Source organism: Methylobacterium sp. WL12, from assembly GCF_008039475.1.
Taxonomy (GTDB): domain Bacteria; phylum Pseudomonadota; class Alphaproteobacteria; order Rhizobiales; family Beijerinckiaceae; genus Methylobacterium; species Methylobacterium cerastii.
Window position 1 is genome coordinate 1 of record NZ_VRUW01000035.1, and the last position, 26,162, is coordinate 26,162.

General features: G+C 71.6%; 26 protein-coding genes and 1 pseudogene. 13 read left to right on the top strand and 14 right to left on the bottom strand.

Annotated elements, in window-relative coordinates; genetic code table 11:
* Positions 1-22: 22 nt before the first annotated feature.
* From fliP to FV226_RS14520, 3 genes are all read left to right on the top strand, one after another.
* Entirely contained in the window at positions 23-748 is a 726-nt protein-coding gene (gene fliP / locus FV226_RS14510) for a flagellar type III secretion system pore protein FliP (protein WP_147763494.1), read from the top strand.
* A 94-nt stretch (positions 749-842) separates the two neighbouring features.
* A complete protein-coding gene (locus FV226_RS14515) occupies positions 843-1,070 on the top strand; it encodes a DUF4926 domain-containing protein (protein ID WP_147763465.1) in 228 nt (75 codons plus the stop codon).
* Positions 1,067-1,414, top strand: a complete 348-nt coding sequence (locus tag FV226_RS14520) for a DUF6883 domain-containing protein (RefSeq protein WP_147763466.1) — start codon at positions 1,067-1,069, stop codon at positions 1,412-1,414. The genes FV226_RS14515 and FV226_RS14520 overlap by 4 nt, the downstream gene beginning before the upstream one ends.
* A 99-nt stretch (positions 1,415-1,513) precedes the next feature.
* Here the strand turns inward: FV226_RS14520 and FV226_RS14525 are convergent, their stop codons facing one another.
* The 4 genes from FV226_RS14525 to FV226_RS28005 form a co-directional block, all read right to left on the bottom strand.
* Positions 1,514-4,900 carry a hypothetical protein gene (locus FV226_RS14525; RefSeq protein WP_246691604.1) on the bottom strand — a complete coding sequence of 1,129 codons (3,387 nt, stop codon included), beginning with the start codon at positions 4,898-4,900 and terminating at the stop codon, positions 1,514-1,516.
* A gap of 198 nt (positions 4,901-5,098) precedes the next feature.
* Positions 5,099-5,488, bottom strand: coding sequence for a hypothetical protein (locus tag FV226_RS14530; RefSeq protein ID WP_246691605.1), 390 nt, complete (start codon positions 5,486-5,488; stop codon positions 5,099-5,101).
* A 79-nt stretch (positions 5,489-5,567) separates the two neighbouring features.
* Positions 5,568-6,269, bottom strand: a complete 702-nt coding sequence (locus tag FV226_RS14535; protein WP_147763468.1) for an invasion associated locus B family protein — start codon at positions 6,267-6,269, stop codon at positions 5,568-5,570.
* A gap of 107 nt (positions 6,270-6,376) precedes the next feature.
* Positions 6,377-6,547: a hypothetical protein gene (locus tag FV226_RS28005; protein ID WP_187278763.1), complete on the bottom strand. Its 171-nt coding sequence runs from the start codon at positions 6,545-6,547 to the stop codon at positions 6,377-6,379.
* A gap of 380 nt (positions 6,548-6,927) precedes the next feature.
* Between FV226_RS28005 and FV226_RS14540 the strand changes: the two genes are divergently transcribed.
* From FV226_RS14540 to FV226_RS14575, 8 genes and pseudogenes are all read left to right on the top strand, one after another.
* Entirely contained in the window at positions 6,928-8,385 is a 1,458-nt protein-coding gene (locus FV226_RS14540) for a saccharopine dehydrogenase NADP-binding domain-containing protein (protein WP_147763469.1), read from the top strand.
* A gap of 72 nt (positions 8,386-8,457) precedes the next feature.
* Positions 8,458-8,868 (top strand): annotated as a pseudogene (locus FV226_RS14545) (Uma2 family endonuclease); the annotation flags it as partial.
* Positions 8,869-8,941: 73 nt separating this feature from the next.
* Positions 8,942-9,508 carry a Uma2 family endonuclease gene (locus tag FV226_RS14550; RefSeq protein ID WP_147763471.1) on the top strand — a complete coding sequence of 189 codons (567 nt, stop codon included), beginning with the start codon at positions 8,942-8,944 and terminating at the stop codon, positions 9,506-9,508.
* A gap of 74 nt (positions 9,509-9,582) precedes the next feature.
* On the top strand, positions 9,583-9,924 hold the full coding sequence (locus tag FV226_RS14555) for a hypothetical protein (RefSeq protein WP_147751003.1): 342 nt from the start codon (positions 9,583-9,585) through the stop codon (positions 9,922-9,924).
* Positions 9,921-10,793, top strand: a complete 873-nt coding sequence (locus tag FV226_RS14560) for a DUF1206 domain-containing protein (RefSeq protein ID WP_246691606.1) — start codon at positions 9,921-9,923, stop codon at positions 10,791-10,793. Before FV226_RS14555 ends, FV226_RS14560 begins: the two co-directional genes overlap by 4 nt.
* Before the next feature lie 50 nt (positions 10,794-10,843).
* On the top strand, positions 10,844-12,835 hold the full coding sequence (locus FV226_RS14565) for an SDR family NAD(P)-dependent oxidoreductase (protein ID WP_147763472.1): 1,992 nt from the start codon (positions 10,844-10,846) through the stop codon (positions 12,833-12,835).
* Positions 12,836-12,942: 107 nt separating this feature from the next.
* Positions 12,943-13,272 carry a PepSY domain-containing protein gene (locus FV226_RS14570; protein WP_246685559.1) on the top strand — a complete coding sequence of 110 codons (330 nt, stop codon included), beginning with the start codon at positions 12,943-12,945 and terminating at the stop codon, positions 13,270-13,272.
* Positions 13,273-13,345: 73 nt separating this feature from the next.
* The gene (locus FV226_RS14575; protein ID WP_147763473.1) at positions 13,346-13,609 is read left to right on the top strand and encodes a hypothetical protein; all 264 of its coding nucleotides are present in this window, start codon (positions 13,346-13,348) and stop codon (positions 13,607-13,609) included.
* Here FV226_RS14575 and FV226_RS14580 read toward each other — a convergent pair.
* The 3 genes from FV226_RS14580 to FV226_RS14590 form a co-directional block, all read right to left on the bottom strand.
* Entirely contained in the window at positions 13,603-14,538 is a 936-nt protein-coding gene (locus tag FV226_RS14580) for an NAD-dependent epimerase/dehydratase family protein (RefSeq protein WP_246685558.1), read from the bottom strand. The two genes, FV226_RS14575 and FV226_RS14580, sit on opposite strands and share 7 nt — an antisense overlap.
* Positions 14,535-15,542 carry a glycosyltransferase family 4 protein gene (locus FV226_RS14585; RefSeq protein WP_147763475.1) on the bottom strand — a complete coding sequence of 336 codons (1,008 nt, stop codon included), beginning with the start codon at positions 15,540-15,542 and terminating at the stop codon, positions 14,535-14,537. The genes FV226_RS14580 and FV226_RS14585 overlap by 4 nt, the downstream gene beginning before the upstream one ends.
* A gap of 77 nt (positions 15,543-15,619) precedes the next feature.
* Positions 15,620-17,677 carry a protein meaA gene (locus FV226_RS14590; protein WP_147763476.1) on the bottom strand — a complete coding sequence of 686 codons (2,058 nt, stop codon included), beginning with the start codon at positions 17,675-17,677 and terminating at the stop codon, positions 15,620-15,622.
* 519 nt (positions 17,678-18,196) lie between these two features.
* Between FV226_RS14590 and ccrA the strand changes: the two genes are divergently transcribed.
* Both ccrA and FV226_RS14600 read left to right on the top strand, forming a co-directional pair.
* Positions 18,197-19,495, top strand: a complete 1,299-nt coding sequence (gene ccrA / locus FV226_RS14595; RefSeq protein ID WP_147750996.1) for a crotonyl-CoA carboxylase/reductase — start codon at positions 18,197-18,199, stop codon at positions 19,493-19,495.
* Between the two features lie 139 nt (positions 19,496-19,634).
* Entirely contained in the window at positions 19,635-19,934 is a 300-nt protein-coding gene (locus tag FV226_RS14600; protein ID WP_147763477.1) for an alkylphosphonate utilization protein, read from the top strand.
* A 13-nt stretch (positions 19,935-19,947) separates the two neighbouring features.
* Here FV226_RS14600 and FV226_RS28010 read toward each other — a convergent pair whose 3' ends face one another.
* The 7 genes from FV226_RS28010 to FV226_RS14630 form a co-directional block, all read right to left on the bottom strand.
* Positions 19,948-20,121 (bottom strand): hypothetical protein, encoded by a 174-nt coding sequence (locus tag FV226_RS28010; protein ID WP_187273586.1) that lies wholly within the window; start codon positions 20,119-20,121, stop codon positions 19,948-19,950.
* A 216-nt stretch (positions 20,122-20,337) separates the two neighbouring features.
* Positions 20,338-20,850: a 5,6,7,8-tetrahydromethanopterin hydro-lyase gene (gene fae / locus FV226_RS14605; RefSeq protein ID WP_147750994.1), complete on the bottom strand. Its 513-nt coding sequence runs from the start codon at positions 20,848-20,850 to the stop codon at positions 20,338-20,340.
* Positions 20,851-21,072: 222 nt separating this feature from the next.
* The gene (locus tag FV226_RS14610; RefSeq protein WP_147763478.1) at positions 21,073-21,921 is read right to left on the bottom strand and encodes a triphosphoribosyl-dephospho-CoA synthase; all 849 of its coding nucleotides are present in this window, start codon (positions 21,919-21,921) and stop codon (positions 21,073-21,075) included.
* On the bottom strand, positions 21,921-22,829 hold the full coding sequence (locus tag FV226_RS14615) for a RimK family alpha-L-glutamate ligase (RefSeq protein ID WP_147763479.1): 909 nt from the start codon (positions 22,827-22,829) through the stop codon (positions 21,921-21,923). The genes FV226_RS14610 and FV226_RS14615 overlap by 1 nt, the downstream gene beginning before the upstream one ends.
* Before the next feature lie 254 nt (positions 22,830-23,083).
* Positions 23,084-24,052, bottom strand: a complete 969-nt coding sequence (gene mch, locus FV226_RS14620) for a methenyltetrahydromethanopterin cyclohydrolase (protein ID WP_147763480.1) — start codon at positions 24,050-24,052, stop codon at positions 23,084-23,086.
* Positions 23,988-25,187, bottom strand: a complete 1,200-nt coding sequence (locus FV226_RS14625; RefSeq protein ID WP_147763481.1) for an ATP-grasp domain-containing protein — start codon at positions 25,185-25,187, stop codon at positions 23,988-23,990. The genes mch and FV226_RS14625 overlap by 65 nt, the downstream gene beginning before the upstream one ends.
* 7 nt (positions 25,188-25,194) lie before the next feature.
* Complete coding sequence (locus tag FV226_RS14630; protein WP_147750990.1) at positions 25,195-26,088, bottom strand: NAD(P)-dependent methylenetetrahydromethanopterin dehydrogenase; 894 nt, start codon at positions 26,086-26,088, stop codon at positions 25,195-25,197.
* Positions 26,089-26,162: the final 74 nt, after the last annotated feature.

The window sequence follows — 26,162 nt, forward strand, 5'->3', positions numbered from 1 at the left end:
CCCCCACCCTAAGCTTCGGACCCTGCGCCGCCTCGCCCTGGCCGCCTTCGCGTTCGGGCTCGGGGCGGGTCCGGCCGCGGCCCAGAGCCTCACCGTCGACCTCGGGACGGGCGGCGCCAGCGAGCGCGCGCTGCAGCTCGTCGCGCTCATCACCGTGCTGGCGCTGGCGCCTTCGGTGCTGATCATGGCGACCTCGTTCACGCGGATCGTGGTGGTCCTGTCGATCCTGCGCTCGGCGCTCGGCACCCAGACCGCGCCGCCGACGACGGTGATCGTCAGCCTCGCCCTGTTCCTCACCGCCTTCGTGATGGCGCCGACCGGCCGCGAGGCCTACCGCGCCGGCATCGAGCCGCTGCTCGCCAACCAGATCACGCAGGTGCAGGCCTTCGAGCGGGCCTCGGCGCCGTTCAAGACCTTCATGCTGAAGAACGTCCGCGAGAAGGACCTGAAGCTCTTCCTCGACATGGCCAAGGTGCCGGTGCCGTTGGGCCCCGAGGCGGTGGGCCTCGAGATCGTCACCCCCGCGTTCTTGATCTCGGAGCTGCGCCGCGCCTTCGAGATCGGCTTCCTGCTGTTCATCCCCTTCCTGATCATCGACCTCGTGGTCGCCTCGGTGCTGATGGCGGTGGGCATGATGATGGTGCCGCCGGCGACCGTCGCCCTCCCCTTCAAGCTGATCTTCTTCGTGCTCGTCGACGGCTGGACCCTGGTCGCCGGGTCGCTGGTGCAGAGCTACGGCGGGAGCTGACGCGCGTCGCTCCTGCGTTTCCCGCCCGACGCGATTTGATGACCCGGCCGGCCCGGCCCATCCCGCCGCCAGGTCGGTCGACACCATCCATCTCATGCGGCGGACCGATCCCAGCGCTCCGCTGCAGGATCTCGACGACGTGCGCGTGCTGGCCAGCGTCGTGACCCTGGACGGCGACACGATCCCGGCGGGCACCGAGGGAGCCGTGGTCGCGGTCTGGGGAGCGGGCGAAACCTACGAGGTCGAGTTCTCCGAACCGCCCGGCGCACTCGCCACCGTCGACGCTGCTCAGCTCGCCCGCACGGGACGCGCGATTCCGTGATCGACGAGGGCTGGTGGCCGGTCCTGGAAATCCCGGACCGCAAGCTGATCGATTATCGTCTGAACCTCGCTCATCCGATCGGCGGACCCAAAGCGCGCTTCTTCCTGTCCTTCGGGTTCGATCGGGCCAAGCCGGACGAGCTTGGCCGTGCCTTGCTGGCACAGGCCGACGCGCTGTTCGGCACGGATGCGCTCCGTTTCGTTGAAGTCGACGGACGGATGCGCCTCGTCGTCGAGGGGCCGGTCGTTGCCCCGGACGGGCGGCGGCCGCACGTCCGCGTCGTCTGGCAGCGACAGGCGACGATCGCTTGGCGCCTCATCACCGCGGTGCCGCTGACGCGTTGAGATCGCCGGCGATGCAACGGGGCGACCGATCAGCGGGGAACGCTCGCGGCAACCGCATTCATCCCGACACGGATCAGAGTTCGATCGGTCGCGTGATGCTCAGCCCGGCGGAGTCCCCTGCCCGTCGGCGCGCTTCTCGGCTTCGCCGCGGGGGGGAAGCGCGGTGTCCGGGTAGCGCTTGCGGTATTCGGCCAGGAAGGCCGCCAGCGTCTCGGCGTTCGTCGCCTTCTGCGCGATCTCGCGAAAGCCGGGCTTCCTGGTCGCGTCGGCGCTCGTCAGCAGCGCGAAGGTGCGGGCGTCCGCGCTCTCGGCCATGGCGCCTGCGAACTTGGCCTTCAGCCGCTCCAGCCCGATCGGCTCGCCCGCGAGGTCGTAGGCGATGCCGGCGCGGATCACGTCGGAGCGGGTGGCGTCGTCGAGCGCCTTGCCGGTCCGCCACGCGTCGCCGAGCAGGGCCTCGTGCGCCTCCCCGGCCTCGCGCCAGCGCCGGGCCGACCACAGGATGTCGGCCCGCAGCCGCACCGCATCGGGGCCGGCCTCCCCCTCGATCGTCTCCAGCGCCAGATCGGTCCGCGACAGGTCGGAGAGTGCGCGCGCGCGCAGCAGCGCCCGGGCGCGCCGCAGGTCGCGCGGGAGCTCGGGCAGGTAGGTCCCCTCGATCGCCTCCAGCGCCTTCAGCGGCTTCCCGTCCATCAGGCGGATCGTTGCGAGCTGGGTCGCGACGCTCGACCGGGCCGGGCCGGTGAGGCGGTGGTCGAGCTGGTATTGCAGCAGCTCGGCCGCCGGATCGAGCAGGTCGAGGCCGACGAGCCGTTCGGAGAGGCGCCGCACGATCGCGTCGCCGCGCCGCCCGATCGGGGCGAACTCCTTGAAGTCGAAGTACAAAGCCACCGCGTCCACGCCGCCCAGGGCATCGCCGCGCGGCGAGAGGTACAGGTCGTCGAACAGGGACGCCGCCTCGTCGTGCAGGGCCCGGTTCGACGCGGCGTCCGGCGCGATGGCGTCGATCGCGCGGACGGCGGTGAAGGCCTCGCGATAGCGCCCGGCCGCCATGTAGAGGCGGGCCAGGCCCGCGGTGATCGCGTCCTCGATCTCCCCGCCGTGCCAGGTGATCGCTTGGCGTTCGAGGCGATCGATCGCCTCCGCGGGTGTGAGGTTGCCGGCGTCGCGGCCGAGCAGCGTGCCACGCAGGGCCGCCGCCGCAGCCACCGGGCGCTCGCCCGATTCGGCCAGGCTGTCGTAGGCCTCGAGCGCCGCCTTGGTCCGGTCGGTCGCCTCGTCGATGCGCGCGCGGACCAGGGCGACGCGGTCGCGATCCAGGTGCGACAGGTCGGTCGTCGTGAGCAGTACGATCCGCCGCGACGCGGCGTCGATGTCGCCGGTCTCGATCGCCGCTTCCGCCGCAAGCGTGCGGAGCGTCGCCTGGAGGGCGAGCGGGTAGCGCTCGAGCAGCGGCATCGCCTGGGAGAGCCCCTCCTCGGCCTCGCGCCAGCGGCCCGCCTGCCCGTCGGCGACGGCGCGCCACAGCACGGCTTCCGGGTCGCGCGCCAGCGTCCCGGCTGCCAGCGCCTTCCGCACTTCGGCGTTGCGGCCCATGCCGGCGAGCGATGCGGCGCGCAGGATCGCGGCCTCGCGGCTGCTCGCCACCACCGGGTCGTCGGCGCAGGCCAACTCCAGAGTCGTCAGGGCCTCGGCGGCGAGGCCGTTGGCGAGCAGCGTGCGCGCCAGCATCACGCGCATCGGGCCGCGCGTACCGGCCGAGGCCGCGATCGAGGCCGCGAACTGCGTCCGGATCGTCTCGCGCACGTCGCCGAGCCGCGCCTGCGCCCAGGGCTCGCGCTGGATCGCCAAATCCGACACCTCGGCCAGCGGTGCGTCGGGCGGGCGTGCCACGGCCGAGATCGCGAGGCCCCCGTCGCGCCCGACGACGACGCCGTCGAGGTCGGGGCGGACGGTGAGGTCGTCGGCCTGGGCCAGCACGGCGACGCCGAAGCGGCTCGGCAGCAGCTCGAAGTCGACGAAGCGCTGCCGCTTGGCGATGCCCGCGGGCTTCCAACCCCGCGCCGTCACGACGGCGACGCGTTCGCCGTCGAGGTCGAGCCAGGCGGCGCCCCCCGGCTGCGGCAGGCCGATCGCGACGCGGGAGCGCCCGGCGGCATCGGGCAGGCGCGTCGGGGCCAGGGTGTCGCTCGGGCCGAGGTTGTCGCCCGCGATCAGCTCCCAGGCGCCGGCGGCGGCACCGGCCCGCACCGGCACGAGGTCGAGCAGGACGCCGGCGGGCACCGCGAAGCGAAGCACCGTCTGCCCTCCCATCCGCAGCGGCTCGCCGACGGAGCGCAGGGCGCCCGTTCCGGCAGCCGGGAGGGCGACCGGCTCGGCGGTCTCGAAGACGAGGTTGGCGATGCCGCCGCGCTCGAACAGGGCGACCGGCGGGCGCTTGGCGAAGGGGAAGACCAGGCCGGAGCCGGCCTGACGCTCAGGCGGCTCGGCCAGGGGCGGACGGGCGGCGGCCTCCGAGGCGCCGGAGCGGGAACCGGGCGCCGGAAGGTCGGCCTTGGTGGGGCTCTTGGCTCCCTCACCCTTGCCTCCGTCACCCTTGCCTCCGTCACCCTTGGACGCTTCGCTTTTCGCCGCTTCCTTGGGCTCGGCCTTGCCGGCGCCCTCGGCCCTGGCGGCGTCGAGCTTTACGACCTCGAACGCGGTCGCGTCGGCCTTGGCCGGGTCCTTCTTCGCGACGATGTCGAACACCACGGCGCCGTCGTCGCGGTCGGTGGAGACCGTGAACCCGTCGGCGACCGCGACCGCGAGGCCGGCCGAGGCGTCGTCCGCGGTCGCGGTGAGGCGCGCCATGTCCGGCCGCAGGCGGCCTCGGGTCTCGGACAGGTCGAAGCTGTAGGCGCCGGGCACGCGCAGGCGGGTGGCGCCGCCCTCCGGGTCGATCGTCGCCGCGACGCCCTCGGGCAGGCGCACCGTCAGGCGGGTGAGCGTCGGCAGCTTCGCGACCTCGACGCCGAGCGGGCGGCGCACGGGGGCGGGGTTGCGCGCCTTCAGGATCGCCTCGGCGGCCCGGGCGCGGCGAGCGAGGTCGGCGACGACGTCCGGCGGCAGGGGCGGCGGCAGGGCGGTCCAGTTCTCGGGCAGCAGGTCGACGAAGACCTTCTCGCCGGCCTCCTGCACGTTGACGCGGATCGGCCGCTGCAGGGCGAGCCGCAGCCCGCTGCCGTCGGGATCGCGCCGGACGGCGGCGAGGTAGCCGGGCAGCTCGGAGACCAGCCGCTCCGGTCCGGCCTCCGTCCGCTCGTCGTAGTTGAGCACCAGCACGCCGCCGGAGAGGCGCGCCTTGATCGAGACCGCGCTGTCGAACGTGAAGGCGATGCGGGCGTAGCCCTGCGCCTCGGTGCCGGAGACGGCGAGGAGCTTGGCGGCCTCGGCCGGAAGCCCGAGGCCTGCCAGCATCGCGAGCGCGAGGCCCGCGCGGCGGGGCATGCGGCGGACCCTTGGTCCCGTCTCGAGCCACCCGCCCATCGATACGCCGCACCCGGGGGCGGCGGGCGCCCCGGACAAGGGACGCAACGCTCCGACGCCGCTGAGGGCCGACACTGCCGGATCGCGGCTAACGCACGCTTAATCGTGGTTTCGGACGCCGTCCCGCGCCGTCCCCGCGCGCCTCAACCGAGACGAGGGTCAGCGTTTCACGATGAGGTTCGGGACGATCCGGCTCGACGGGCCGAACGTCTCGATCGCGCGCTTGCAGTTCGCCGGCACGTCCTTCTGGTAGGTCTCGGAGAACGAGCGCGCGACCATCGCCAGCTCGCCCTGCTCCAGGTCCTTGGGGTCGACCCCGAGGCGCTCGACGGCGCCCTTCAGGAGGGCCGGATCGCCCTGCAAGTCCGGGCATGAGCTGTTCGTAAAGCCGACCAGCCCGGTGAGGCGCGCGGCCATGACGCGCTTCTTGTCCATCGGCGGGGCGTCCGGCGTCGAATCGGGCGGGCCGCCGGAGGGAGTGGCCTCCTGCGCGACGAGCGGGGCGGCGAGGCAGGCCAGCAGCCCCGCCAGGATCATCGTGTCGCGCATGCTCGGCCCTCTCGTCGTCTCGCCTGCCCGGGTCGGCGGCCTTGCCGGCCGCTCTCGGTGTCTGCCGTCCGTCGTCGGATCAGTTGGTGAAGGCGATCGCCCGGTCCCAGACCGCCGCGAACCCGCCGAGCGGCACCGCGATCGGCTGGGGCTCCTCGTTGCTCGGTTTCACGCCGATCACTTGGAGGGTCTTGGCGGTCCGCATCGCGTCGGTGGCAAGCGTCGGGAAGCTGATCGGCACGAGGCAGCCTTCCGCGCTGCACGAAATGTAGGGCGCGCCCTTGCCCAGCACCACGTCGTCGAGCTTGAACGTGACGCCCGGGTCGATCGAGAGGCCGAACGGCATCAGGATCAGGCCCTCCGCCCGCCCGTCCTTCGGCGTCCGCAACTCGAAGGCGAACAGGCGCTTGCCGGTCTTGTTGTCCCCTTGCGACTGCATCAGCATGCAGGCGGTGTTCGTCTCGGGCCGGGTGCAGGTGAGCGTCCACTCGCCGTAATTCTCGGTGATCGAGAGCGCGCCCGCGGGCCAGACCGGTGCCGGCTTGGCGGCGGCTTTGGCGTCGGCCGCCGACGCGGGCGTTGCGGCCGGACTCGCCTTCGGTGCCGGCTTCGGGACGGGCGGGCGCGGCTTCGGCTTGACCTTGGGGGGCGCTGCAGGCGCGGCGTCCGGCGCCTCTTCCTGCGCGGCGGACGGGACGGCGCCCACGGACAGCGCGATCAGGGAGGCCGCGAGGAGCGCGGCGAGGCGCGCAGAATGGCGAGATGCGCGGATCGGCGACATGCGAGACTAGGCCCCCCTCGGCCGACATGGCTTCGAGGAAGGCGCCTAAAGCCCGGGGCGGGGCGGCGCAATCCGGCGCCGCCGGATTTTCCGGCGCGGGGGTCGGATCAGGCGTGCGGAAGCGTCTCGGCGGCGCGGGCGCAGCGACGCTCGAAGGCGTTGCGGCCTTCGCGACGGAGGGCGCGGACCACCGTGAAGGCGAGGGTCAGAAAACCGGGATCGCGATCCCGGGGCTCGTCGGCGGGGGCCGGGACGTGCGCGGTGAGGACGGACAGCATGGACGACTCCGTGCGACCTGCGACCCGGAACGGGTCTCCGATCGATCTTGCGATGCAGCATGCGATCGTTGTGCGGTGCACGCAACGCACCGGTTCGAAGGTCTCGCATGCAGAGGTCGCATGCATGCGCAACACGTCGTCAACACCTCTGCGGTTCGCGCGGGCGCCGTGCGGTTGACCCTTGCGGCATGAGGCGGCACTAGGTCCGGCATCCACGCGGCGCCCTGCGACGGCCGAGAGCCCGGAACGGCAGCGCCGCCGGGCGGCCTGAGGGGACGTCGCGTTCGCGGACGGGCCCGGCCTGTCGCCCCATCGTCACATCGGCCGCCTAACCCGAGCCGCCTCTGCGCGCCGCGCACATCCGAAGGACCGCCCCCGCCATGACCGATACGCCGAAGCCAGGTTCGAACAAGGCGCCCGTCCACGGCCGCATCAGCGGGCCCATCGTGATGATCGGGTTCGGATCGATCGGCCGAGGCACGCTGCCCCTCATCGAGCGCCACTTCGAATACGACCACGCCCGCTTCACCGTGATCGACCCCGACGATTCGCATCGCGCGCTCGCCGACAAGCACGGCCTGCGCTTCGAGACGGTGGCCCTCACCCGCGAGAACTACCGCGACGTGCTCACCCCGCTCCTCACCGAGGGCGGCGGCCAGGGGTTCTGCGTGAACCTGTCGGTCGACACCTCGTCGCGGGCGATCCTGGAGCTGTGCCGCGAGCTCGGCGCCCTCTACATCGACACCGTCGCCGAGCCGTGGCCGGGCTTCTACTTCGACAAGGACAAGAGCCAGGGCGACCGCACCAACTACGCCCTGCGCCAGGACATCCTCGACGCCCGCGCCGCCAGCCCCGGCGGCACCACCGCGGTCTCGTGCTGCGGCGCCAACCCCGGCATGGTGTCGTGGTTCGTGAAGCAGGCGGTGCTCAACATTGCGAAGGATACCGGCGTCACGACCCCCGAGCCGAAGTCCCGTGAGGAATGGGCCGCGCTGATGCGCGAGGTCGGCGTCAAGGGCGTGCACATCGCCGAGCGCGACACGCAGCGCGCCAAGCACCCCAAGCCGCAGGGCGTGTTCGTCAACACCTGGTCGGTCGAGGGCTTCGTCTCCGAGGGCAACCAGCCGGCCGAGCTCGGCTGGGGCACGCACGAGACCTGGATGCCCGCGAACGCGCGCGAGCAGGAGAAGGGCTCGCGCTGCGCCATCTACCTGCTCCAGCCCGGCGCCGACACCCGCGTGCGCTCGTGGACGCCGACGGCGCAGTCGCAGTTCGGCTTCCTCGTCACCCACAACGAGGCGATCTCGATCTCGGACTACTACACGGTCCGCGAGGGCGATCGGGCCGCCTACCGCCCGACCTGCCACTACGCCTACCACCCGGCCAACGACGCCGTGCTCTCGCTCCACGAGATGTTCGGCAACGCCGGCAAGGTGCAGGAGAAGCACCACATCCTCGACGAGGACGAGATCGAGGACGGCATCGACGAGCTCGGCGTGCTGCTCTACGGCCACAAGAAGAACGCCTACTGGTACGGCTCGCAGCTCTCCATCGAGGAGACCCGCCGGATCGCACCCTACCAGAACGCCACCGGCCTGCAGGTGACCTCGGCCGTGCTCGCCGGCATGGTCTGGGCGCTGGAGAACCCGGAGGCCGGCATCGTCGAGGCCGACGAGATGGACTTCCGCCGCTGCCTCGAGGTCCAGACCCCGTATCTCGGGCCCGTCGTCGGCGTCTACACCGACTGGACCCCGCTCGCCGGCCGCCCCGGCCTGTTCCCGGAGGACATCGACGCGAGCGACCCCTGGCAGTTCCGCAACGTGCTCGTGCGCGGCTGAAGCCGGCCGTCCGCGATCGTTGCGGACGCCCCCCGGAATGCTACCATCGCGGCCTCACCGGAGGAGGCCGCGATGGCTGTTGCCCGACGCCTCGACGACCTCGCCGAACGCAGGGACGCGCACGCCCTCCCCGGCCTCGCAGTGCTGAGCGATGCAATGGACGACTTCGCGCCGATTCCCGACATCGTCGTGCAGTGCGGGCCGCTGCCGCGGGACGGCTACACGCGGGACCCGCTCGTCGTCGCGGAGGTGCTCTCGCCGTCGACGATGAGCATGGATCGAGGCCGCAAGACCGACTTCTTCCGGACGGTCGCATCGATCCGGACGTTTCTGATCGTCTACCTGGACGCGCATCGCGTGGAGGTCTGGCAGCGGGACGCCGGCTGGGCGATGCGGATGCTCGGCCAGGGCGAGGCCGTCGACCTTCCCGAACTCGGCGGCACGCTCGCGGTCTCCGACATCTATGCCCGGGTGGAATTCTGATCGTTTGCGGATGACGTCGGTCGCGCGCCGACCCATCTCGTGACATTCTCGCCTACGTGGTTCGGAGGCTCGCATGGCAGTCGCGGCAAAGCGGGACGACCGCATGGGCGTCGCCGAGTACCAGGACTGGGTCGCCGGCCGCCCGGACGACGAGCGCTGGGAACTGCTCGACGGCGAGCCGGTCCTGATGTCGCCGCCGAGCGAGCGGCACCAGACCATCGTTTTCACCTTGTCACGAAGGCTCGCCGAACTCGTGGAGCCGAAGGGCTGCCGCGTTGTCCCCGGCATCGCCATCGTGAGCCGGCACATGGACGACATCGCGCCGATCCCCGACGTGGTGGTGCGTTGCGGTCCGATCCTCCCGGACGTCTACGCCTCCGATCCCGTCCTCGTCGCCGAGGTGCTGTCGCCCTCGACCATGAGCGCCGACCGCGGCCGCAAGACCGACTTCTACCGCGCGGTCGAAAGCCTTCAGGTCTTCCTGATCGTGTACCAGGACGAACCGCGGGTGGAGGTCTGGCGGCGCCAGGAGGGAAACGCCTGGCGCAAGCAGGCACTCGGCCTCGACGGCGCGATCGAGCTGCCCGAGTTCGGCGGCGCCCTGCCCGTCGCAACCGTCTTCGCCGGTCTGTCGTTCTAGAGCATCCTCCTCGCGCGAGCCGGCATCCACCGCGTTCGCCAGTACTTTGACAAACTCCCAGCAGGTCGTCGCCCTTGCCCCATTTCGAAGACTTCTACGCCGACAAGCTGCGCGGCGGCCTCGGCCTCACCGATGCGGAATCGGTGATGGACCTGCGCGGCGCCAACCGGGCCACGGCGGAGGCGTCGCTCAACGAGATGCTGGAACGCAGCCGCTTCGCCAAGGGCAAGACCGTGGCGATCCGCCTCGACCCGCCGCCCGAGGGGGGCGGGGAGACGCTGTTCCAGCCGGCCGGACGCCTGCTGCTGGACGCCAAGCGCCGCGGCTTGGTCGACCGCCTGCAGACGCTGCCGGCCGGCGACGGCCTCGGGTTCTACGTGGCTTTGTCCGGGAAGCCGCAGCGCGATCCGGCGTGAGCGGCCCTTCCGGTCGCTCGTCCACCCGCTTTGCGGGGCGCAACACGATCGAGCGCCTGGCCCGCTTCGGCTTCTGCGCCCGCGGCGCCGTCTACTGCGTCGTCGGCGTGCTGGCGGTGCTCGCGGCCGTCGGCGCCGGCGGCAAGGCCGGCGACAGTGCGGGTGCGCTGCGCTTCGTGCTGCTCGGCCCGCTCGGGGCCTGGATCGTCGGCCTGATCGCGCTTGGGCTCTGGGGCTTCGCCGCCTGGCGGCTGGTCGAGGCCGTGACCGACGCCGACCGGCGCGGCACTTCCCCCAAGGGTCTCGCGGTGCGGGGCGCTCACCTGATCAGCGCCGGCATCTACGCCGGCCTCGGCTTGACCGCGGCGAGCCTCGCCCTCGGTCTCGGGCTGCAATCGGACGGCGATGGCCTGCAGGACTGGACCGCCTGGCTGCTGGCGAAACCCTATGGCCGGGTCGCGGTGGCGCTGATCGGCCTCGGCGTCGTCGGGGGCGGCGTCGGCTTCCTGGTGAAGGCGGCGCGGGGCGACGTCACCGAACGGCTCGCCCTCGACGCGGCGCGGCAGGCCTGGGCTGAGCCGGTCGGCCGGTTCGGCTACGCCGCCCGCGGCATCGCGTTCCTGATCATCGGCGGCTTCGTCGTCGTCGCGGCCTGGTACCAGGCCTCCTCGGAGGTGAAGGGCCTGTCGGGGGCGTTCCAGGCGCTGCGCGCCCAGCCCTACGGCCGCGTCCTGCTGGCGATCGTGGCGGCTGGCCACGTGGCGTTCGGCGCCTTCGGCCTGATCCAGGCGCGCTACCGGCGGATCGACGCACCCGACATCGACCAGGCCGACGACGCGGTGGCGCGGGCGGTGCGCCCGGGGGCCTGACGCCCGCGTTGACACCGCCCGAGGCGGAGCCGATACCGCCGCGGAACATCATGCAGCAGCGTACCTACAAGACCGCGGTGATGGTGGTCCACGACCTCGTGGCGACCGCGCTGGCCGTGGTCCTCACCTTCGTGTTCCGCTTCACCGGCGACGCCCTCGCCGAGCGCCTTCACGCGCTCCCGGTCCTGCTGCCGCCGTTCCTCGTCGTGGCCGGCCTCGTCTACCGGCAATTTCGGCTCTACCGCACCAAGTGGCGCTTCGCCTCGCTGCCCGACCTCGCGGGCATCGTCCGAGCCGCGAGCGTGCTCGCCTTCGGGCTGCTGGTGCTCGACTACGTGCTGGTCTCGTCGGACCTGTACGGGTTCTACTTCTTCGGCAAGATCGCCATCGTCCTGTACTGGGTGCTGCAGATCTTCCTGCTCGGCGGCACGCGGCTCGCGTTCCGCTACCTGAAATACGCCCGCTCCAAGCAGTCGAGCGCCCGGTCCGCTACGGTGCCGACCCTGCTGCTCGGGCGCGGCGCCGACATCGAGACCTTGCTGCGCGCCATCGAATCCGGCTCGGTGCGCAAGCTCGCCCCGCGCGGCATCCTCTCGCCGCGCGCCGACGAGGCCGGGCAGACCATGCGCGACGTGACCGTGCTCGGCGGCTTCGCCGACCTGGAGCGGGTGGTCGGAGAGCTGGCCGCCCGCGGCCAGCCGGTTCGCCGCCTCGTCGCGACGCCGAGCGCCCTGGCGCCGGAGGCCGAGCCCGACGACCTGATCGCCCGCGCTCGGCGCCTCGGCTTGCCGCTCGCACGGGTCGTCAGCCTCGGCGAAGGCATGCGCGACGCCGAGCTGGCGCCGCTGGAGATCGAGGACCTGTTGCTGCGCCCGACCGTCGCGATCGACCGGCCGCGGCTCGAACGGTTCCTCGCCGGCAAGCGCGTCCTCGTCACCGGCGGCGGCGGCTCGATCGGCTCGGAAATCTGCGCCCGGGCGCTCGCCTTCGGCGCCTCGGCGCTGATGGTGGTGGAAAGCTCGGAGCCGGCGCTCCACGGCATCCTGAGCCAGCCGGCCCTGCTCAACGCCCAGGCCGAGATCGCGGGCTCGCTCGCCGACATCCGCGACCGCGAGCGCCTGCACGCGGTCTTCACCGAATTCCGCCCGGACTACGTCTTCCACGCCGCCGCCCTGAAGCAGGTGCCCTACCTGGAGCGCGACTGGAGCGAGGGCGTCAAGACCAACGTGTTCGGCTCGATCAACGTCGCCGACGCGTCGGTGGCGGCCGGCGCCCGCGCTCTGGTGATGATCTCGACCGATAAGGCGATCGAGCCGGTCTCGCAGCTCGGCGTCACCAAGCGCTTCGCCGAGATGGTGGCCCAGGCCCGCGACGCCGAGCAGGCGGCGATCCCCGGCCACCCGACCCGGCTGATCGCCGTGCGCTTCGGCAACGTGCTCGGCTCGGTCGGCTCGGTTGTGCCGGTGTTCAAGGCTCAGATCGCTCGCGGCGGCCCCGTCACCGTCACCCATCCCGACATGGTCCGCTACTTCATGACCGTGCGGGAGGCCGCCGACCTCGTCCTCACCGCGGCCTCCCATGCCGACGGCGAGGCGCGCAGCCTCGTGCCCGGCGCGGCCGACCAGCGCGCGGCGGTCTACGTCCTCAAGATGGGCCAGCCGGTGAAGATCGCCGAGCTCGCCGAGCGCATGATCCGGTTGGCCGGCTTCGAGCCCGGCGCGGAGATCGAGCTGGTGTTCTCCGGCGCCCGGCCCGGGGAACGCTTGAACGAGATCCTGTTCGCCCGCGAGGAGCCCCGCGTCAGCCTCGACGGGATCGACGGGGTGATGGCGGCCAAGCCCGTCTTCGCCGACCGCGCCCGCCTCGACGCCTGGACGGCGTCCCTGCGCGAGGCGGTGGCGCGCGGCGACCGGGCCGCCGCCGAGGCGGTGTTCGAGGCGGCGATCCCGCATTTCCGCGAGCGCTTCGACAAGCCGGTCGAAGCCGCGCCGGCGAGCCCGGACCAGCGCGCGACCGGAACCGTCCTCGCCGAGCCCTGTTGATTCGCGAACGTCCCGTTCGGGAACTATTCCTCGCCCCGCAGATTGAGGCGACGACCGAACCGAGCGCAGTTTCCGAACAGGGAGCGTGCCGAGAGAAGGACGAAGCAATGCGGACGAAGACGGTACTCGCTGGCCTGACGATGGTTGCCGGACTGGGAGTCGCCGGGCTCGCCGCCCCCGCCTCGGCCCAGGGCATCCAGATCGGACCCGGCGGCGTCCGCGTCGATCCCGGCTATCGCGACCGCGGCCCGCGCGACGACGTCGACCTCAGCCGCGGCGAGGCGATCCGCATCGCGCGTCGCCAGGGTCTCACCGACGTCGACAACGTCGATCGTCGCGGTCCGCGCATCATCGTCCGCGGTTCGGACCGGCGCGGCGACGACATCACCGTGGTGGTGGACAGCCGCTCGGGCGACGTGATCGACGTCCGCCGCTGACATCGGCGCCTCGGTATCGTAACAAAGACCCCGGCCGCGAGGCCGGGGTTTTCTTTTGGCCGAGGCCTGATCGATGATGTCGTCCCGCGCCGGTGCATTGGTCGTCGCCGTCTCGGTGGTGACCTTCGGGTCCGTCGCCGCCCGGGCCGAGAGCTGCCGCGCCAGCGTCGGCGAACGCGACTCCGCCCGCCTCGTCGAACGCTGCCTCGCCGTCTCGCCGGCGACGCACCCACCCTGCAACGCGTCCAACGCTTGCGCGCTGATCGAATCCGAGATCGTCCGCAGCTGCCGCCTGTTCGACGACGGCACCGCGCCCGCATTCTGCCGAGACTACTGATTTGCGGACGCCTGTCCCCGCGCGAGCCGTGCGAGGCCGTCGCGGGTCGTGCCGGCCGGCGCCCAGCCCAGCGCGGACAACCCGACGCTGCGCGCGACGAGGTTCTCGGCCAGCCGCGAGAACAGCGCCTCGCGGCCGGTGAGCCGGCAGGCGAGCCCGATCGCGGCGGAGGGCAGCGGAACGAGGCCGGGCCTCCGGCCGAGTCCGGCGCGTAGGGCCGTCAGCATCTCGGGCAACGTCTGGGCATCCGGGTCGGCGACGACCAGCGGCCGGTTCGGCGACGTGTCCGTTCGCAGCACCGCGTCGATCGCGGCCGACAGGCTCTCCACCGAGACCAGCGATCGGCGCCCGGCGAGCGATGCGAGCGGCAGCGGATACGGCGAGCGGGCGAGCCGCACCAAGGCGGCCATGTTGCCCTTCACCCCCGCGCCGTAGACGAGGACGGGCCGCAGCGCGACCCAATCGATGCCGATGGCGGCTAGCGCCCGCTCGGCGTCGAGCTTGGACCGGCCGTAGGCGTCGGTCGGGGCCGGGCCGTCGGCCTCCGTCACGATGCCGGGCGCGGTCGGGCCGGTCTGCGCGCGGATCGAGGACAGGAACACGAAGCGGCGCACCCGCGCGCGCGCGGCGGCCTCGGCCAGGCGCTGCGTCGCCTCGGTGTTCAGCGTGCGGTAATCGTCCTCCGGCGCGCCCGACATGGCGTGCGCGAGCCCGGCCGAATGGACCACCGCGTCGACGCCGGCCAGCGCCGCCGCCATGTTCATCGGCCGGGTCAGGTCGCCGACGACGGCGCTCGAAGCGCCCTCCGGCATCGCGTCGACCGGGCGGCGCAGGAGCAAGCGGACGCGGTAGCCCCGCGCGGTCAGGTCCCGCAGGACATGGCGGCCGATGAAGCCGGTCGCCCCGGTCAGCGCGATCAGTTGGCTCAAGGCACCCTCGTTCCGTCCGCCGTCGGCGCCCGCGAGAACCGGATCAGCAGGGCCGCGACCAGCCCGCATCCCGCCGCCAGCGCACCGAGCGTGACGACCGGCGACGGCCAAAGCAAGGTCGCGGCCGCGAGGGCGGCGAGGGCGAGGTTGAGCGCGAACACCCGCCCGACCACGCCGCCGACCGTGAGGCCGTTCGTGGTGGCCCGCTGGTAGAAGTGGCTGCGATGGGCCTGCCACACCGGCTCCCGCCGGGCCGCGCGCCGGATCAGCGTCAGGGTGGCGTCGGCGAGATAGTAAAGCGGCAGCAGGATCGCCGCGGCGAGCCCGCCTTCCAGGGCGAGCCGGTACAGCAGCCAGGCGAGGATCAACCCGAGCGGCAGCGAGCCGACGTCGCCGAGGAAGAGTTTTGCCACGGGGCGGTTGAACGGCGCGAAGCCGAGCATCGCTCCGAGCAGGGCGGCGGCGACCAGGATCGCGGCCGGCGGCAAGGCGCCGAACCCGCCGAACAGGGCCAGGGCGGCGGCGACGGGTACCGTCTCGGCCACGCTCATCCAGTCGAGCCCGTCCATGAAGTTGACGAGGTTCACGAACCAGACGCCGGCGAGCACCGCCAGCGTGCGCTCCACCGCCGGCGGCAAGGCCGGAACCAGCCGCCCGTCGACGCCGGCCACCACCCCGCCGACCACGACGGCCTGCAGCATCAGCCGCGCCCAAGCCGGCAGCGGCCGGATGTCGTCGACGGCGCCGACGAGCGCCAGCACCACGGCGCCGAACCCCAGCACCAGCACGTCCCGGCTCGCTTCCGGCGCGGCGATTAGCAACCCGGTGACGGCCAGCGTCGCCGCGACGACGGCGATCCCCCCGCCCTGGGGCGTCGGCTCGGTATGGCTGGAACGGGCGTTGGGCCGGGCCAACGCGTAGCGCACCAGCAGCGGTCGCAGCCGGACGATCAGGCCGGCGCTGAGGGCCGCCGCCATAGGAACTGCGATGAGGGGAGCGAGCATGACGCCGCTCTACGCCGGCCGGCCCGACGGGTGAAGCCGCCGGGCGCGCATGGCCTCGCCCCGGCGGCGACGCCGCCTCAATAGACCTGCGCGGCCTCGTCCTTGCCCTTGGCGGCGCCGGCGGTGCGGTTGGTCTTGTCGATCGAGCGCTCGACCACCTTGCAGAGGCCGATCATGATCGTGTCGATGACGTAGTCCTTCGGGGTGTAGACCGCCGAGACGCCCATGTTCTTGAGCACGAGCTCGTCGTCGGGCGAGATGATGCCGCCGACGACGAGGGGGATGTGGTCGAGGCCCGCCTCGCGCATCTTCGCCTTCACGTCGCGCACCAGCGACACGTGGCTGCCCGAAAGGATCGAGAGCCCGACCACGTGGGCGGCGGTCTCCTTCGCCTTCGCGACGATCTCGGCGGGGGTCTGGCGGATGCCGTCGTAGGTGACGTCGAAGCCGACGTCGCGGGCGCGGAGCGCGATCTGCTCGGCGCCGTTCGAGTGGCCGTCGAGGCCGGGCTTGCCGACGACGAGGCGCGGCTGCTCGCCGAGGCGCTCGCCGAGGTCGGCGATCAGGAGCTTCGCCTCCTCCGCCGCACCGGACGAGACGGTCTGCAGGGTGACGCCGGTCGGCGCGCGGTACTCGCCGAACACTTCGCGCAGACGCTGCCCCCATTCGCCGGTGGTGACGCCGGCCTTCGCCGCGGCGATCGAGACCGGCATGATGTTGGCGCCCGAGCGCGCGGCGGCTTCCAGCTCCTCGAGCGCCTTGCCGACGACGGCGTCGTCGCGCTTGGTGCGCCATTCGCGGATGCGGGCCTCGGCCTCCATCTCGACGGTCTCGGACACGGTGAAGATCGCGCCCTCGCCCGCGGTCAGCGGCGAAGGCTCGCCCTGCTGCCACTTGTTGACGCCGACGACAATCTGGTCGCCGGCCTCGATCGCCGAGATGCGGCGAGCGTTGGATTCGACGAGCGAGCGCTTGAGCGCACCGGTCTCGACCGCCGCGACCGCGCCGCCGATGCCGCCGATGCGCTCCAGCTCGGCTCGGGTCTCGACCTTCAAGGCCTCGACCTTGGCGTCGATCACCTTCGAGCCGTCGAAGATGTCGTCGTATTCGAGGAGGTCCGTCTCGAAGGCGAGGATCTGCTGCATCCGCATCGACCATTGCTGGTCCCACGGGCGCGGCAGGCCGAGCGCCTCGTTCCAGGCCGGAAGCTGCACGGCGCGGGCGCGGGCCCGCTTCGACAGCGTCACCGCCAGCATCTCGATCAGGATGCGGTGGACGTTGTTCTCAGGCTGCTGTTCCGTAAGTCCGAGGCTGTTGACCTGCACGCCGTAGCGGAAGATGCGCTTCTTCGGGTCGTCGATGCCGTAGCGCTCCTGGGCGATCTCGTCCCAGAGTTCCGAGAACGCCCGCATCTTGCAGATCTCGGTGACGAAGCGCAGGCCCGCGTTCACGAAGAACGAGATCCGGCCGAACACCTCGGGGAAGCTCTCGGGATCGAAATCGGGGTCGTCCCGCACCGTGTCCAGCACCGCGATGGCGATGGCGAGCGCGTAGGACAGCTCCTGCACCGGCGTCGCCCCGGCCTCCTGCAGATGGTAGGAGCAGACGTTCATCGGGTTCCACTTCGGCACTTCCTTGGTCGTGAACAGGATCACGTCCTTGGTCAGCCGCAGGCTCGGCGCGGGCGGGAACACGTAGGTGCCGCGCGAGAGGTATTCCTTGATGATGTCGTTCTGCGTGGTGCCCTGCAGCCCCGAGAACGGCGCGCCCTGCTCCTCGGCCACCGCGAGGTAGAGCGACAACAGCCACGGTGCCGTGGCGTTGATCGTCATCGAGGTGTTCATCTGCTGCAGCGGGATCTGGTCGAACAGGGTCCGCATGTCGCCGAGATGCGCGATCGAGACGCCGACCTTGCCGACCTCGCCGCGGGCGAGCTCGTGGTCGGGGTCGTAGCCGGTCTGGGTCGGCAGGTCGAAGGCCACCGACAGGCCGGTCTGCCCCTTGGCCAGGTTGCCGCGGTAGAGCGCGTTCGACTCCTTGGCGTTCGAATGGCCCGCATAGGTGCGGATGATCCAGGGCTTGTCGCGCTGAGGCTTGTCGCGCTTCACCTCGTCGACGCTCGCGCTCGCGCTCATGTCACCCGTCTCCGCTGATTTGTTCGTCGCGCGGCCCGCTCGCCCCGCCCCTTGCGGCGCACCGTAGCGAAGCCGCCGCGAGCCGTCATCACATGCCGGGCGTCGGCTTTCGTTCCCGTGGCGCGCTGGATGCGCAAAATACTGAGGGCGGCAGCTAAGGAAATTTGAGGACGTGCGCGTCCCGGAATCGGTGCGCGCTGCTGGACAAGGGCCGGCCTGTCCAGGAATCGGTGATCGGCTACAGGTACCTGGTGCAAGCCGACTTCTTTCACCGAGGTCTTGAGCGGTCAGACGAAGTGCACGGTCCGCGAATAGTTTTTGGTCGGCCACCAAGTTAATTTTGTATCCAGCGCGCCTCGGCCTAAGCCGGCGCCATTTTTCTTGTCGGTCGCCGGGTTCCTGGCCTTTTGGACGACTTGCAGACCCTTGGACGCCCTCTGCTTCGTCGTTATAGCGCTAAGCCGGAACCGCGGCGTCGTCAGAACCGCGCGTGGACACGAAACGATCAGGAGAGCGACGATGGCTGCCAGCGCGGCATTGCAACCGGCCGGTGCCGGGACGGGCGAGGTCAAGGACCTCTACGAGATGGGCGAAATCCCGCCGCTGGGCCACGTGCCCGCCAAGATGTACGCCTGGGCGATCCGCCGCGAGCGGCACGGGCCGCCGGAGCAGTCGCACCAGCTCGAAATCCTGCCGGTCTGGGACATCGGCGACGACGAGGTGCTGGTCTACGTCATGGCCGCCGGCGTGAACTACAACGGCGTCTGGGCCGGCCTCGGCGAGCCGATCTCGCCCTTCGACGTGCACAAGGGCGAGTACCACATCGCGGGCTCGGACGCCTCCGGCATCGTTTGGAAGGTCGGCGCCAAGGTGAAGCGCTGGAAGGTCGGCGACGAGGTCATCGTCCACTGCAACCGCGACGACGGCGACGACGAGGAGTGCAACGGCGGCGACCCGATGTTCTCGCCCTCGCAGCGCATCTGGGGTTACGAGACCGGTGACGGCTCCTTCGCCCAGTACTGCCGGGTGCAGTCGCGCCAGCTCATGGTCCGCCCGAAGCACCTCACCTGGGAGGAGGCGGCCTGCTACACGCTGACGCTCGCCACCGCCTACCGCATGCTGTTCGGCCACGCGCCGCACACCGTGCGCCCGGGCCAGAACGTCCTCGTCTGGGGCGCGTCCGGCGGCCTCGGCGTGTTCGCGGTGCAGCTTTGCGCGGCGTCCGGCGCCAACGCCATCGCGGTGATCTCCGACGACACCAAGCGCGACTACGTCATGAGCCTCGGCGCCAAGGGCGTGATCAACCGCAAGGAGTTCGACTGTTGGGGCCAGCTGCCGAAGGTCAACTCGCCTGAGTACAACACCTGGCTCAAGGAAGCCCGCAAGTTCGGCAAGGCGATCTGGGACATCACCGGCAAGGGCAACGACGTCGACATCGTGTTCGAGCACCCGGGCGAGTCGACCTTCCCGGTCTCGACGCTGGTCGCCAAGCGCGGCGGCATGATCGTGTTCTGCGCCGGCACCACCGGCTTCAACATCACCTTCGACGCCCGCTACGTCTGGATGCGCCAGAAGCGGATCCAGGGTTCGCACTTCGCCCACCTCAAGCAGGCGTCGGCCGCGAACCAGTTCGTCCTCGACCAGCGCATCGACCCGTGCATGAGCGAGGTCTTCCCCTGGGATAAGATCCCCCAGGCCCACACCAAGATGTGGAAGAACCAGCACGCCCCCGGCAACATGGCCTGCCTCGTCAACGCTCCGCGCGCCGGCCTGCGCACGGTCGAGGACGTGATCGAGGCGGGACCGCTCAAGCGCTGAGCCCCCGCGCGGGCCGGCCGAGCGGCCGGCCCGCTCCCAATATCTCTCATCGGTCGCATGGCCGGAACGCGTCTCGCACCTCTTGTCTCCGCCCGGTCCGGCATCGAGAAGGGCCGAGCTTGGGCGGCAGGGTACGGACGTGGCTGGCGACGACGAGTCTTACGTATACGACGAGGCCACCGGCGAGTGGCTGGCCCCGGGCGCGGCTGCCGCGACCTCCGCGCGGGCGGAGGTGCGCGACGCCTCCGGCAACCTGCTGACTGATGGCGACTCGGTCACGCTGATCAAGGACCTGAAGGTCAAGGGCGCCAACCAGACCCTGAAACAGGGAACGGTGATCCGCTCGATCCGGCTCACGGACGATCCCGAGGAGATCGACTGCCGCCACGACGCGATCAAGGGGCTCGTCCTGCGCACCGAGTTCGTGCGCAAGCGATAGCCTGCCGACGGCGCTACCGCTTCGTCTCGGTCCCCGGCAGGTGGCGCCCGTAGCTTTCCTGCTTGGTCGCCTTCTCGGTGATCAGGTCGGCATAGGCCTGCCGCATCTCCGGGGAGACCGAGACCGTGCGCGCCTTCTCGGCCTTGCGCTTGGGCGCCTTCTTGAAGGTGTTGTTCGTCTCGCTCATGCCGGGCCTCGCTTCGGGATCGTCGGGATCGGCGTGCCCGGGTCGGGATCGCCCGCGGCAGGCCCATCGCAAGGGAACGCGACAGACGAAAGAAGGCGGGGCGGCTTTCGCCGTCCCGCCTTCGTGTTTCTATCGTCCGAGGAAGATAGAGGCCAGTCGCTGGAGCAGGCCCCGCGGTGCGGGCGGAGGCGCGCTCTGCCCAGGACTGTCCCCGATCTAAGCGTTCGCGGCGAAGGGGTGGGTCGCGGACTTGCGCTGCTCGGTGACCGTGGCGGCCTTCGGCTCGCCGGAGACGGCGCGCTGGATCGACAGCTTGGTGGCCTCGTAGTTGTACTTCTGGATCTTGGCGTCGTCGGCCGCCTCCCAGTGGATGAACACGCCGACCAGGATGAACAGGTCGTCGGCCTCGTCGGCGGGGATGATGCCCTCGGCGACGGCGTCCTGCACGGCCATGGCGACGCCATGCTGCGCGGGGCCGAACATCTGGACGGCCTGGCGGGCGTCGTTGATGGTCACCTTGTTGAACATCAGGGTGTTGGGCTTGCACGGCAGGTTCGGCGCGATGACCGCCAGCAGGCTGGTGAAGCCGTGCTTGTTGTTCACGAGGCCGTTGCAGAAAGCCGTCTCGGCCGGCGAACCGCGCGGTCCGATGATCAGGTCGATGTGGGCGACCTCGTTGCCGTCGCCGACGAGGGCTTCGCCGACCTGGACCTTGGTGATCTTTGCCATTCGGGTTTTCTCCCTGGATTCCAAACTCGAGGACCGCGGCCCGTCGTGTCGGGCGCGGCCGGAAGCCATCCTTGTTCGCGACGCCCGGCCTTGGAAAAGCCGGGCCGGTTAGCCCGGATAGCGGCGCGGACCCTACAGCGCGGTCCGGCCCGTCACAACCCATGGCAACGCGCTGGAATCGATATTAAAAGTGCGGCCCGGCGCTTGACGCGGGGAACTTTTTCAGGCGACGCGCGCCGCGTCCGCCAACCGGGCGCCGGCGGATGCCAGCGCGTCGGCGAAGAGCGTCGCCACCGTGAAATCCGCGCTGGTGCCGGGATTGATTCCGGCTGCCTTCCAGGCCGCGTCGAGGGCGAGCAGCGGCGCGACCGGCCGGGTGCGAAGATCGAGCCCAGCCAAGGCCGCCACGGCCTGCGCGCGAACGGATTCAGCCCGCTCCGCCCCGTGCTTGCGCGCCACGTGGCTGTCGGGAAAGGCCTGCAGGTAGGCCAGATGTACGGCGGTGGTGCACCAGGCCGGATCGAGCCCCTGCCCGCGTGCGCCCGCCAGCGCCGGAAGCCCGACCGCGAACAGGTCGCCGAATCCGTCGACGTAGGCGCGGGCGATGCGGTCGCGCGGCGCCGCCTCTTCCATCGCCGCGCGCAACGAATCCGGGGCCGGCGCGGCCACGTCGTGCCGGGCGGCCTGGCCCAGCCCGCCGGGGTTGGCGAGGCGGATCGCCTCGAAGACGCCCTGCGCATCTGCCGGTTCGAGCCCGGCCAGCACCGCGGCCACGGTGCTCGCGCGCTCGGCGGCCACCGCAAGCGGCGCGCAGAGCAGGAGGATGCCGAGGTTCGTGTTCTGGCCGACCGCGGCAAACGTCGCCGCAACCGCATCGCGGACCCGTGCGCCGACGCCGGTCCCGGCACCCGCGAGTGCCGGTGCCGAGGCGGCGGCGCTGGCGACGAAATCCGACACCGCCATCCGGTGCCCGGCCGCGTAGGCGTGGACGTTGCCGGGCTTCAGGGCGTCGAGCTCGGCCAGGCACGCCGCCTGGTACAGAGCCGCGATCGTCGCCGGCGCGAGGCGCATCAGGCGACCACGAGGCGCGGCCGGTGCGCGGCGCGGACGGCGGCGAGGAAGCCGCGCACGACGGCGCCGGCGATGTCGACCTCGCAGACCTTCTGCAGGCCCGACCACGCCGGCATCGAGTTCACCTCGAGCACGAGGAAGCCGCCCTCCCCGTCCTCCACCAGGTCGATGCCGGTGTAGTCGACGCCCACCGCGGCGGCGGCGGCCTCGGCGAGCTCGGCGGCGCGCGGCGGCATCGCCCAGGGCAGCGGCCGGCCCCCGAGGTGGACGTTGGTGATCCAGCCGTCGCCCTCGCGGATCATCCCGGCGATGGCGCGGCCTTCGCACACGAAGACCCGGTAGTCGCGCCACAGCCCGTCGCTGCGGGGGACGTAGCGCTGGAGGTAGTAGACCCGCGAGACCGCATCCTCCGGCGGCAGGTCGTCGGGCCGCTCGATGAGCTGCAAGCCCTCCCCTTGCGAGCCGAACAGCGGCTTCAGCACCAGGGGACGGCCGGGACCGGCCTCGCGCGCGACCACTTCGGCGGCGGCGGCGCGCTTGGAGACCACGAAGGTGTCGGGCGTCGGCAGGCCGGCGCGGGCGATCATCAGGCTGGTCGCCGCCTTGTCGACGGAGCGCTCGATCGCGACGGGGCCGTTCCAGACGGTGACGCCGGACGCGACGAGCGCATGCAGCACGCCGAGGCGCATCGTCGTGGCCTCGAAGGTCCCGCCGGCGATCGTCCGCAGCAACACGCCGTCGGGCAGCGTCTCCGGGAAGCCAGGCACCCGCAGCGGTTCGCCGCCGCCGGTGACGATCGCCACGTCGGCGAGCGAGAACTGCACCGGCTCGACCCCCTGGGCGCGAAGCGCCGCCAGGAGCCGGGCCTTGTGCCAATTGCCGTTGTCGGCCGCGAGCGCGATGCGCATGCTGTCGTTCACCCTAACGATGGTTCAGGCCGCCGGCTCCGCCGACCCGCAGCGCCCTCACGCTCCACGCCGTCATCCCGGGGCCGCAAAGCGGAGCCCGGGATCCAGAAGCCGCCGACGGCGCCCGAGCTTGCCGCCTCGGCGGATCTGGATTGCGGGCTCGCCTGCGGCGCCCCGGAATGACGGTGGCGGGGAAACCCAGGCAGAGCCGTAGGCAAGGGCCACCGTTTCGAGAAAGCCGGCCTCGTCCGATGCTACGCGAACGACGCCTCGACCAGCTCCGGCATCAGCTTGCCGCCGCGGAAGGTGGCGCCGGTGCGGATCGAGGTGACGATCGCCTCGGCCGGCGAGAACAGCGCGCCGTCGATCTTGTAGAAGTCGCCGTTCACCCGCGAGAAGATCTCGGCGAAAGGCGCGCCGTGGTCGCTCGACGTGGTCGAGGGCAGCTGCTCGGCGAGCTGCTTGGCCTCCGCGTCGTCGGCGTCGATGTAGAGCTGGACGCGGCCGCCGTAGATGATCGCGTCGTTGGTGCGGCCCATCGCCTTGATGAAGTCCGGGTGCTGCGGCGAGAGCGGGGCCGAGCCGATGCCGTCGACGATCCGGTGCAGGTCGAACCCGACCGTGTGCGCCTTGTGCAGGGCGACCTCGAGGACGCGGGCGACGACCTGGGTCGCGCCGGCGAGGCTCTGGGTCGGCGCGAAGATGAAGGTCAGGTCCTCCGGCCGCAGGGAGCACGCTTCGGCGACTTTTGCGACGACGCTCGCGGGCGGGCCGCCGGCGGCTTCGAGCACCAGGGCCGTCTTCGCGGCGGTGTCGCGATAGCCGAGCTCCTTGTAGAGGTCCTCGACCACGGCGACGGCGCGGCCCGGGCCGGAGCCCAGGGCGAAGAAGCCGGAATCGCCGTCCTCGTCGGCGAGCGACCAGCCGGCATACTGGCTGCCGAGGCAGGCCAGCACCGGGTCGGTCGTATGCACCACCACCGAGTACGGCCAGGACGGGATCGGGCCCGACGGGCTGATCGAGACGGTGCCGAGGCCGCCGAGGCAGATCTCGGCGATACGGCGGCCGGCCTCGATCGAGCCGCGGGCCGAGGCGCCGGCGTCGACCATGCGCGCGCCGCCGGGCTCTTGCGTGACCGACAGGCGCAGCACGTCGGCGTCAGCGACGAAGCGCTCCACCAGGGGCGTCGCGAGGGCGTTCAGGCTCGGCTGGTTGGTGCTCATGTGTTTCCTCCTCGGGCAGCCGGTCGCGCAAGCTGGCGATCCGGGTCCTCAATTCTTGTCGTGCCGCCGGCCCGTCCAGCCCCCCCGCCAGGACGGTGCAGAGCGGTGCGTCCCGTGTCACGCGTGTCCCGGCGCGGGGCCGGTCCCGCACGTGGTCCGGCCAGGCGACCGCCGGGATGACGGCGTGATCCCGCGCCGCGTAACAGATCTGGGACGCCGCCGCATCCTCCGGGGCGGGTCCGAGGGCGGGCGCCGCTCCGAGGCAGGCCGCGACGTGGGCGGCAAGCAGCGGCACGCCGCGGCGGTCGAGGACGTCGAGGGTGGCGCCCGGGCGCGGGTTGATCTCGGTCAGCCACCATCCCGCACCGTCGGACAGGACGTCGGCGCTGGCGAGGCCGCGCAGACCGGTCGCGCGGACGAGGCGCCCGGCCGCCTCCACGATCGCCGAGACGATCGCAGGGGCGAGCGGCGACGCCTCGTTCCGCCCCGGCGCCAGCGCGCCGGCGTAGCGGTGGGGGCGCAGGGGCGAGGCTACGCTCCATTGTTCGGTGAGCGCGAGCACGTGGACCTCGGACGCGTCGGCGAGAAAATTCAGGGCGAAGGCCCGCCCCGGCACCCGCGCCTGGAAATACGCGCCCGGCGGGGCCGGCCCGCGGGTCGCGGGCCGGATGTGGCCCCCGCCCGAACCGCCGGCGCGCTTTAGCAGCCACGCCTTCGGTTCGTCGAGCCGCGCCAGCGTCACGGCCGGATGGGGGATGTCGAGACTTCGGCAGAGGGCCGCGAAGCGCAGCGGGTCCTTCAGGGCCGAGACGGCGGCGGCGCTCGCGCCGAGCAGGCGATGACGCGCGCCGATCGCGTCGATCAGAGCCGGCGCCGCCTCGAACCCGCTTCCCAGGATCACGCCGATCGGCCTGCCTCCGGCCGACGCCGACAGCTCGTCGAGGCTCGCGAGCACCGCCGCCCCGAGCCGACCGGTGTCGAATCGGCCCTCCAGCGGGCGATGTGCTTCGGCCAGCTCCAGGGTGTCGGAATCGGCGAACAGGTCGGCGACGAAGGGGCGGAGCCCGGCGCGGCGCGCGGCCTCGGCCAGCGCGCGGCCGGATTGCGCCGCGATCAGGACCGCGTCGCCGGCCATGCCGAGGTCAGCCGGCGACCTCGACCGCCAGGGTGTAGGCGTCGCGGAAATCGAGGCAGAGCGGCGTCTCTGAGGCGAGCATCCGCCCGAACAGCTGCTTCTGCGTCTGGTACTTCACGTTGCCGACCGCGAGCGCGCCGATGCCGACGCCCTTGCCGACCGGTAGCGCCACGTCCACCGCGTTGACGTCGATCCCGGCGATCCCGGCCGGGGGCACGGCGTTGACGTCGGAGGCGACGAGCAGGTTCGGCGCGAAGCTCAGGTCTTCGGCCGAGAGGATTGGGATGCCGGCGGGGCCGGCCGACAGGATCACGTCGGCGTCGGCGATCGCCCTGCGGCGGTCGTCCGGGGTGGTGCCGTCGACGGCGCCGACCTCGATGCCGAAGCGCCACTTCATGGTGAAGGCGATCTTCGAGACGCGCTCCTCGCCGTCGTGCCCGACGATCACCGTCTTCGCGCCTTCGAGCGCGCCGATCACCGCGGCGACGTAGGCCACGACGCCGGCGCCGCCGAAGATGACGATGCGCTTGTCCTTCAGCCCGGTGCCGAATTTTTCGCGCAGCGCCCGCGAGACCTGCGCCACCATCGCCGCGCCGGTGGTGAAGGATCCGGCCGGGTCGGCGAACAGGTGGTTGGCGAAGGGCGGCACGAAGGCCTTCTTGGCCCGGTCCATCATGTCGAGGGCGTCCTCGGCGTTCTTGCCGCCGATGAAGATGCCGGTGCGGGCGCCGTCGCCGGGCGCGCGCGAGAAGATCGAGTCCTGGGTCAGCGAGACCACGTCGGGCAGCGTCACGTCGGTGTAGGTGACGATGGTCTCGAACCCGGCATCCACGGCCATGTTCACGTCGAACGGGCTCATGTGCTTGAGCGGCGTCAGCATGTGCAGGATCGAGCGGGCCATGGCGTTTCCCTGTCTGGTGCGAGGAGCGTCGTTCGACGTCGGTGTGAGTCGCAATCGCGGCTCGTGGTCAAGCG

What these genes read in the sequence shown, in the direction of transcription:
- FV226_RS14515 (WP_147763465.1), top strand. Translation starts at nt 843, where the DNA reads ATGCGGCGGACCGATCCCAGCGCTCCGCTGCAGGATCTCGACGACGTG.
- FV226_RS14525 (WP_246691604.1), bottom strand. Translation starts at nt 4,900, where the DNA reads ATGCCCCGCCGCGCGGGCCTCGCGCTCGCGATGCTGGCAGGCCTCGGG.
- FV226_RS14530 (WP_246691605.1), bottom strand. Translation starts at nt 5,488, where the DNA reads ATGCGCGACACGATGATCCTGGCGGGGCTGCTGGCCTGCCTCGCCGCC.
- FV226_RS14535 (WP_147763468.1), bottom strand. Translation starts at nt 6,269, where the DNA reads ATGTCGCCGATCCGCGCATCTCGCCATTCTGCGCGCCTCGCCGCGCTC.
- FV226_RS28005 (WP_187278763.1), bottom strand. Translation starts at nt 6,547, where the DNA reads ATGCTGTCCGTCCTCACCGCGCACGTCCCGGCCCCCGCCGACGAGCCC.
- FV226_RS14540 (WP_147763469.1), top strand. Translation starts at nt 6,928, where the DNA reads ATGACCGATACGCCGAAGCCAGGTTCGAACAAGGCGCCCGTCCACGGC.
- FV226_RS14550 (WP_147763471.1), top strand. Translation starts at nt 8,942, where the DNA reads ATGGCAGTCGCGGCAAAGCGGGACGACCGCATGGGCGTCGCCGAGTAC.
- FV226_RS14565 (WP_147763472.1), top strand. Translation starts at nt 10,844, where the DNA reads ATGCAGCAGCGTACCTACAAGACCGCGGTGATGGTGGTCCACGACCTC.
- FV226_RS14570 (WP_246685559.1), top strand. Translation starts at nt 12,943, where the DNA reads ATGCGGACGAAGACGGTACTCGCTGGCCTGACGATGGTTGCCGGACTG.
- FV226_RS14575 (WP_147763473.1), top strand. Translation starts at nt 13,346, where the DNA reads ATGATGTCGTCCCGCGCCGGTGCATTGGTCGTCGCCGTCTCGGTGGTG.
- FV226_RS14585 (WP_147763475.1), bottom strand. Translation starts at nt 15,542, where the DNA reads ATGCTCGCTCCCCTCATCGCAGTTCCTATGGCGGCGGCCCTCAGCGCC.
- FV226_RS14590 (WP_147763476.1), bottom strand. Translation starts at nt 17,677, where the DNA reads ATGAGCGCGAGCGCGAGCGTCGACGAGGTGAAGCGCGACAAGCCTCAG.
- ccrA (WP_147750996.1), top strand. Translation starts at nt 18,197, where the DNA reads ATGGCTGCCAGCGCGGCATTGCAACCGGCCGGTGCCGGGACGGGCGAG.
- FV226_RS28010 (WP_187273586.1), bottom strand. Translation starts at nt 20,121, where the DNA reads ATGAGCGAGACGAACAACACCTTCAAGAAGGCGCCCAAGCGCAAGGCC.
- fae (WP_147750994.1), bottom strand. Translation starts at nt 20,850, where the DNA reads ATGGCAAAGATCACCAAGGTCCAGGTCGGCGAAGCCCTCGTCGGCGAC.
- FV226_RS14610 (WP_147763478.1), bottom strand. Translation starts at nt 21,921, where the DNA reads ATGCGCCTCGCGCCGGCGACGATCGCGGCTCTGTACCAGGCGGCGTGC.
- FV226_RS14615 (WP_147763479.1), bottom strand. Translation starts at nt 22,829, where the DNA reads ATGCGCATCGCGCTCGCGGCCGACAACGGCAATTGGCACAAGGCCCGG.
- mch (WP_147763480.1), bottom strand. Translation starts at nt 24,052, where the DNA reads ATGAGCACCAACCAGCCGAGCCTGAACGCCCTCGCGACGCCCCTGGTG.
- FV226_RS14625 (WP_147763481.1), bottom strand. Translation starts at nt 25,187, where the DNA reads ATGGCCGGCGACGCGGTCCTGATCGCGGCGCAATCCGGCCGCGCGCTG.
- FV226_RS14630 (WP_147750990.1), bottom strand. Translation starts at nt 26,088, where the DNA reads ATGGCCCGCTCGATCCTGCACATGCTGACGCCGCTCAAGCACATGAGC.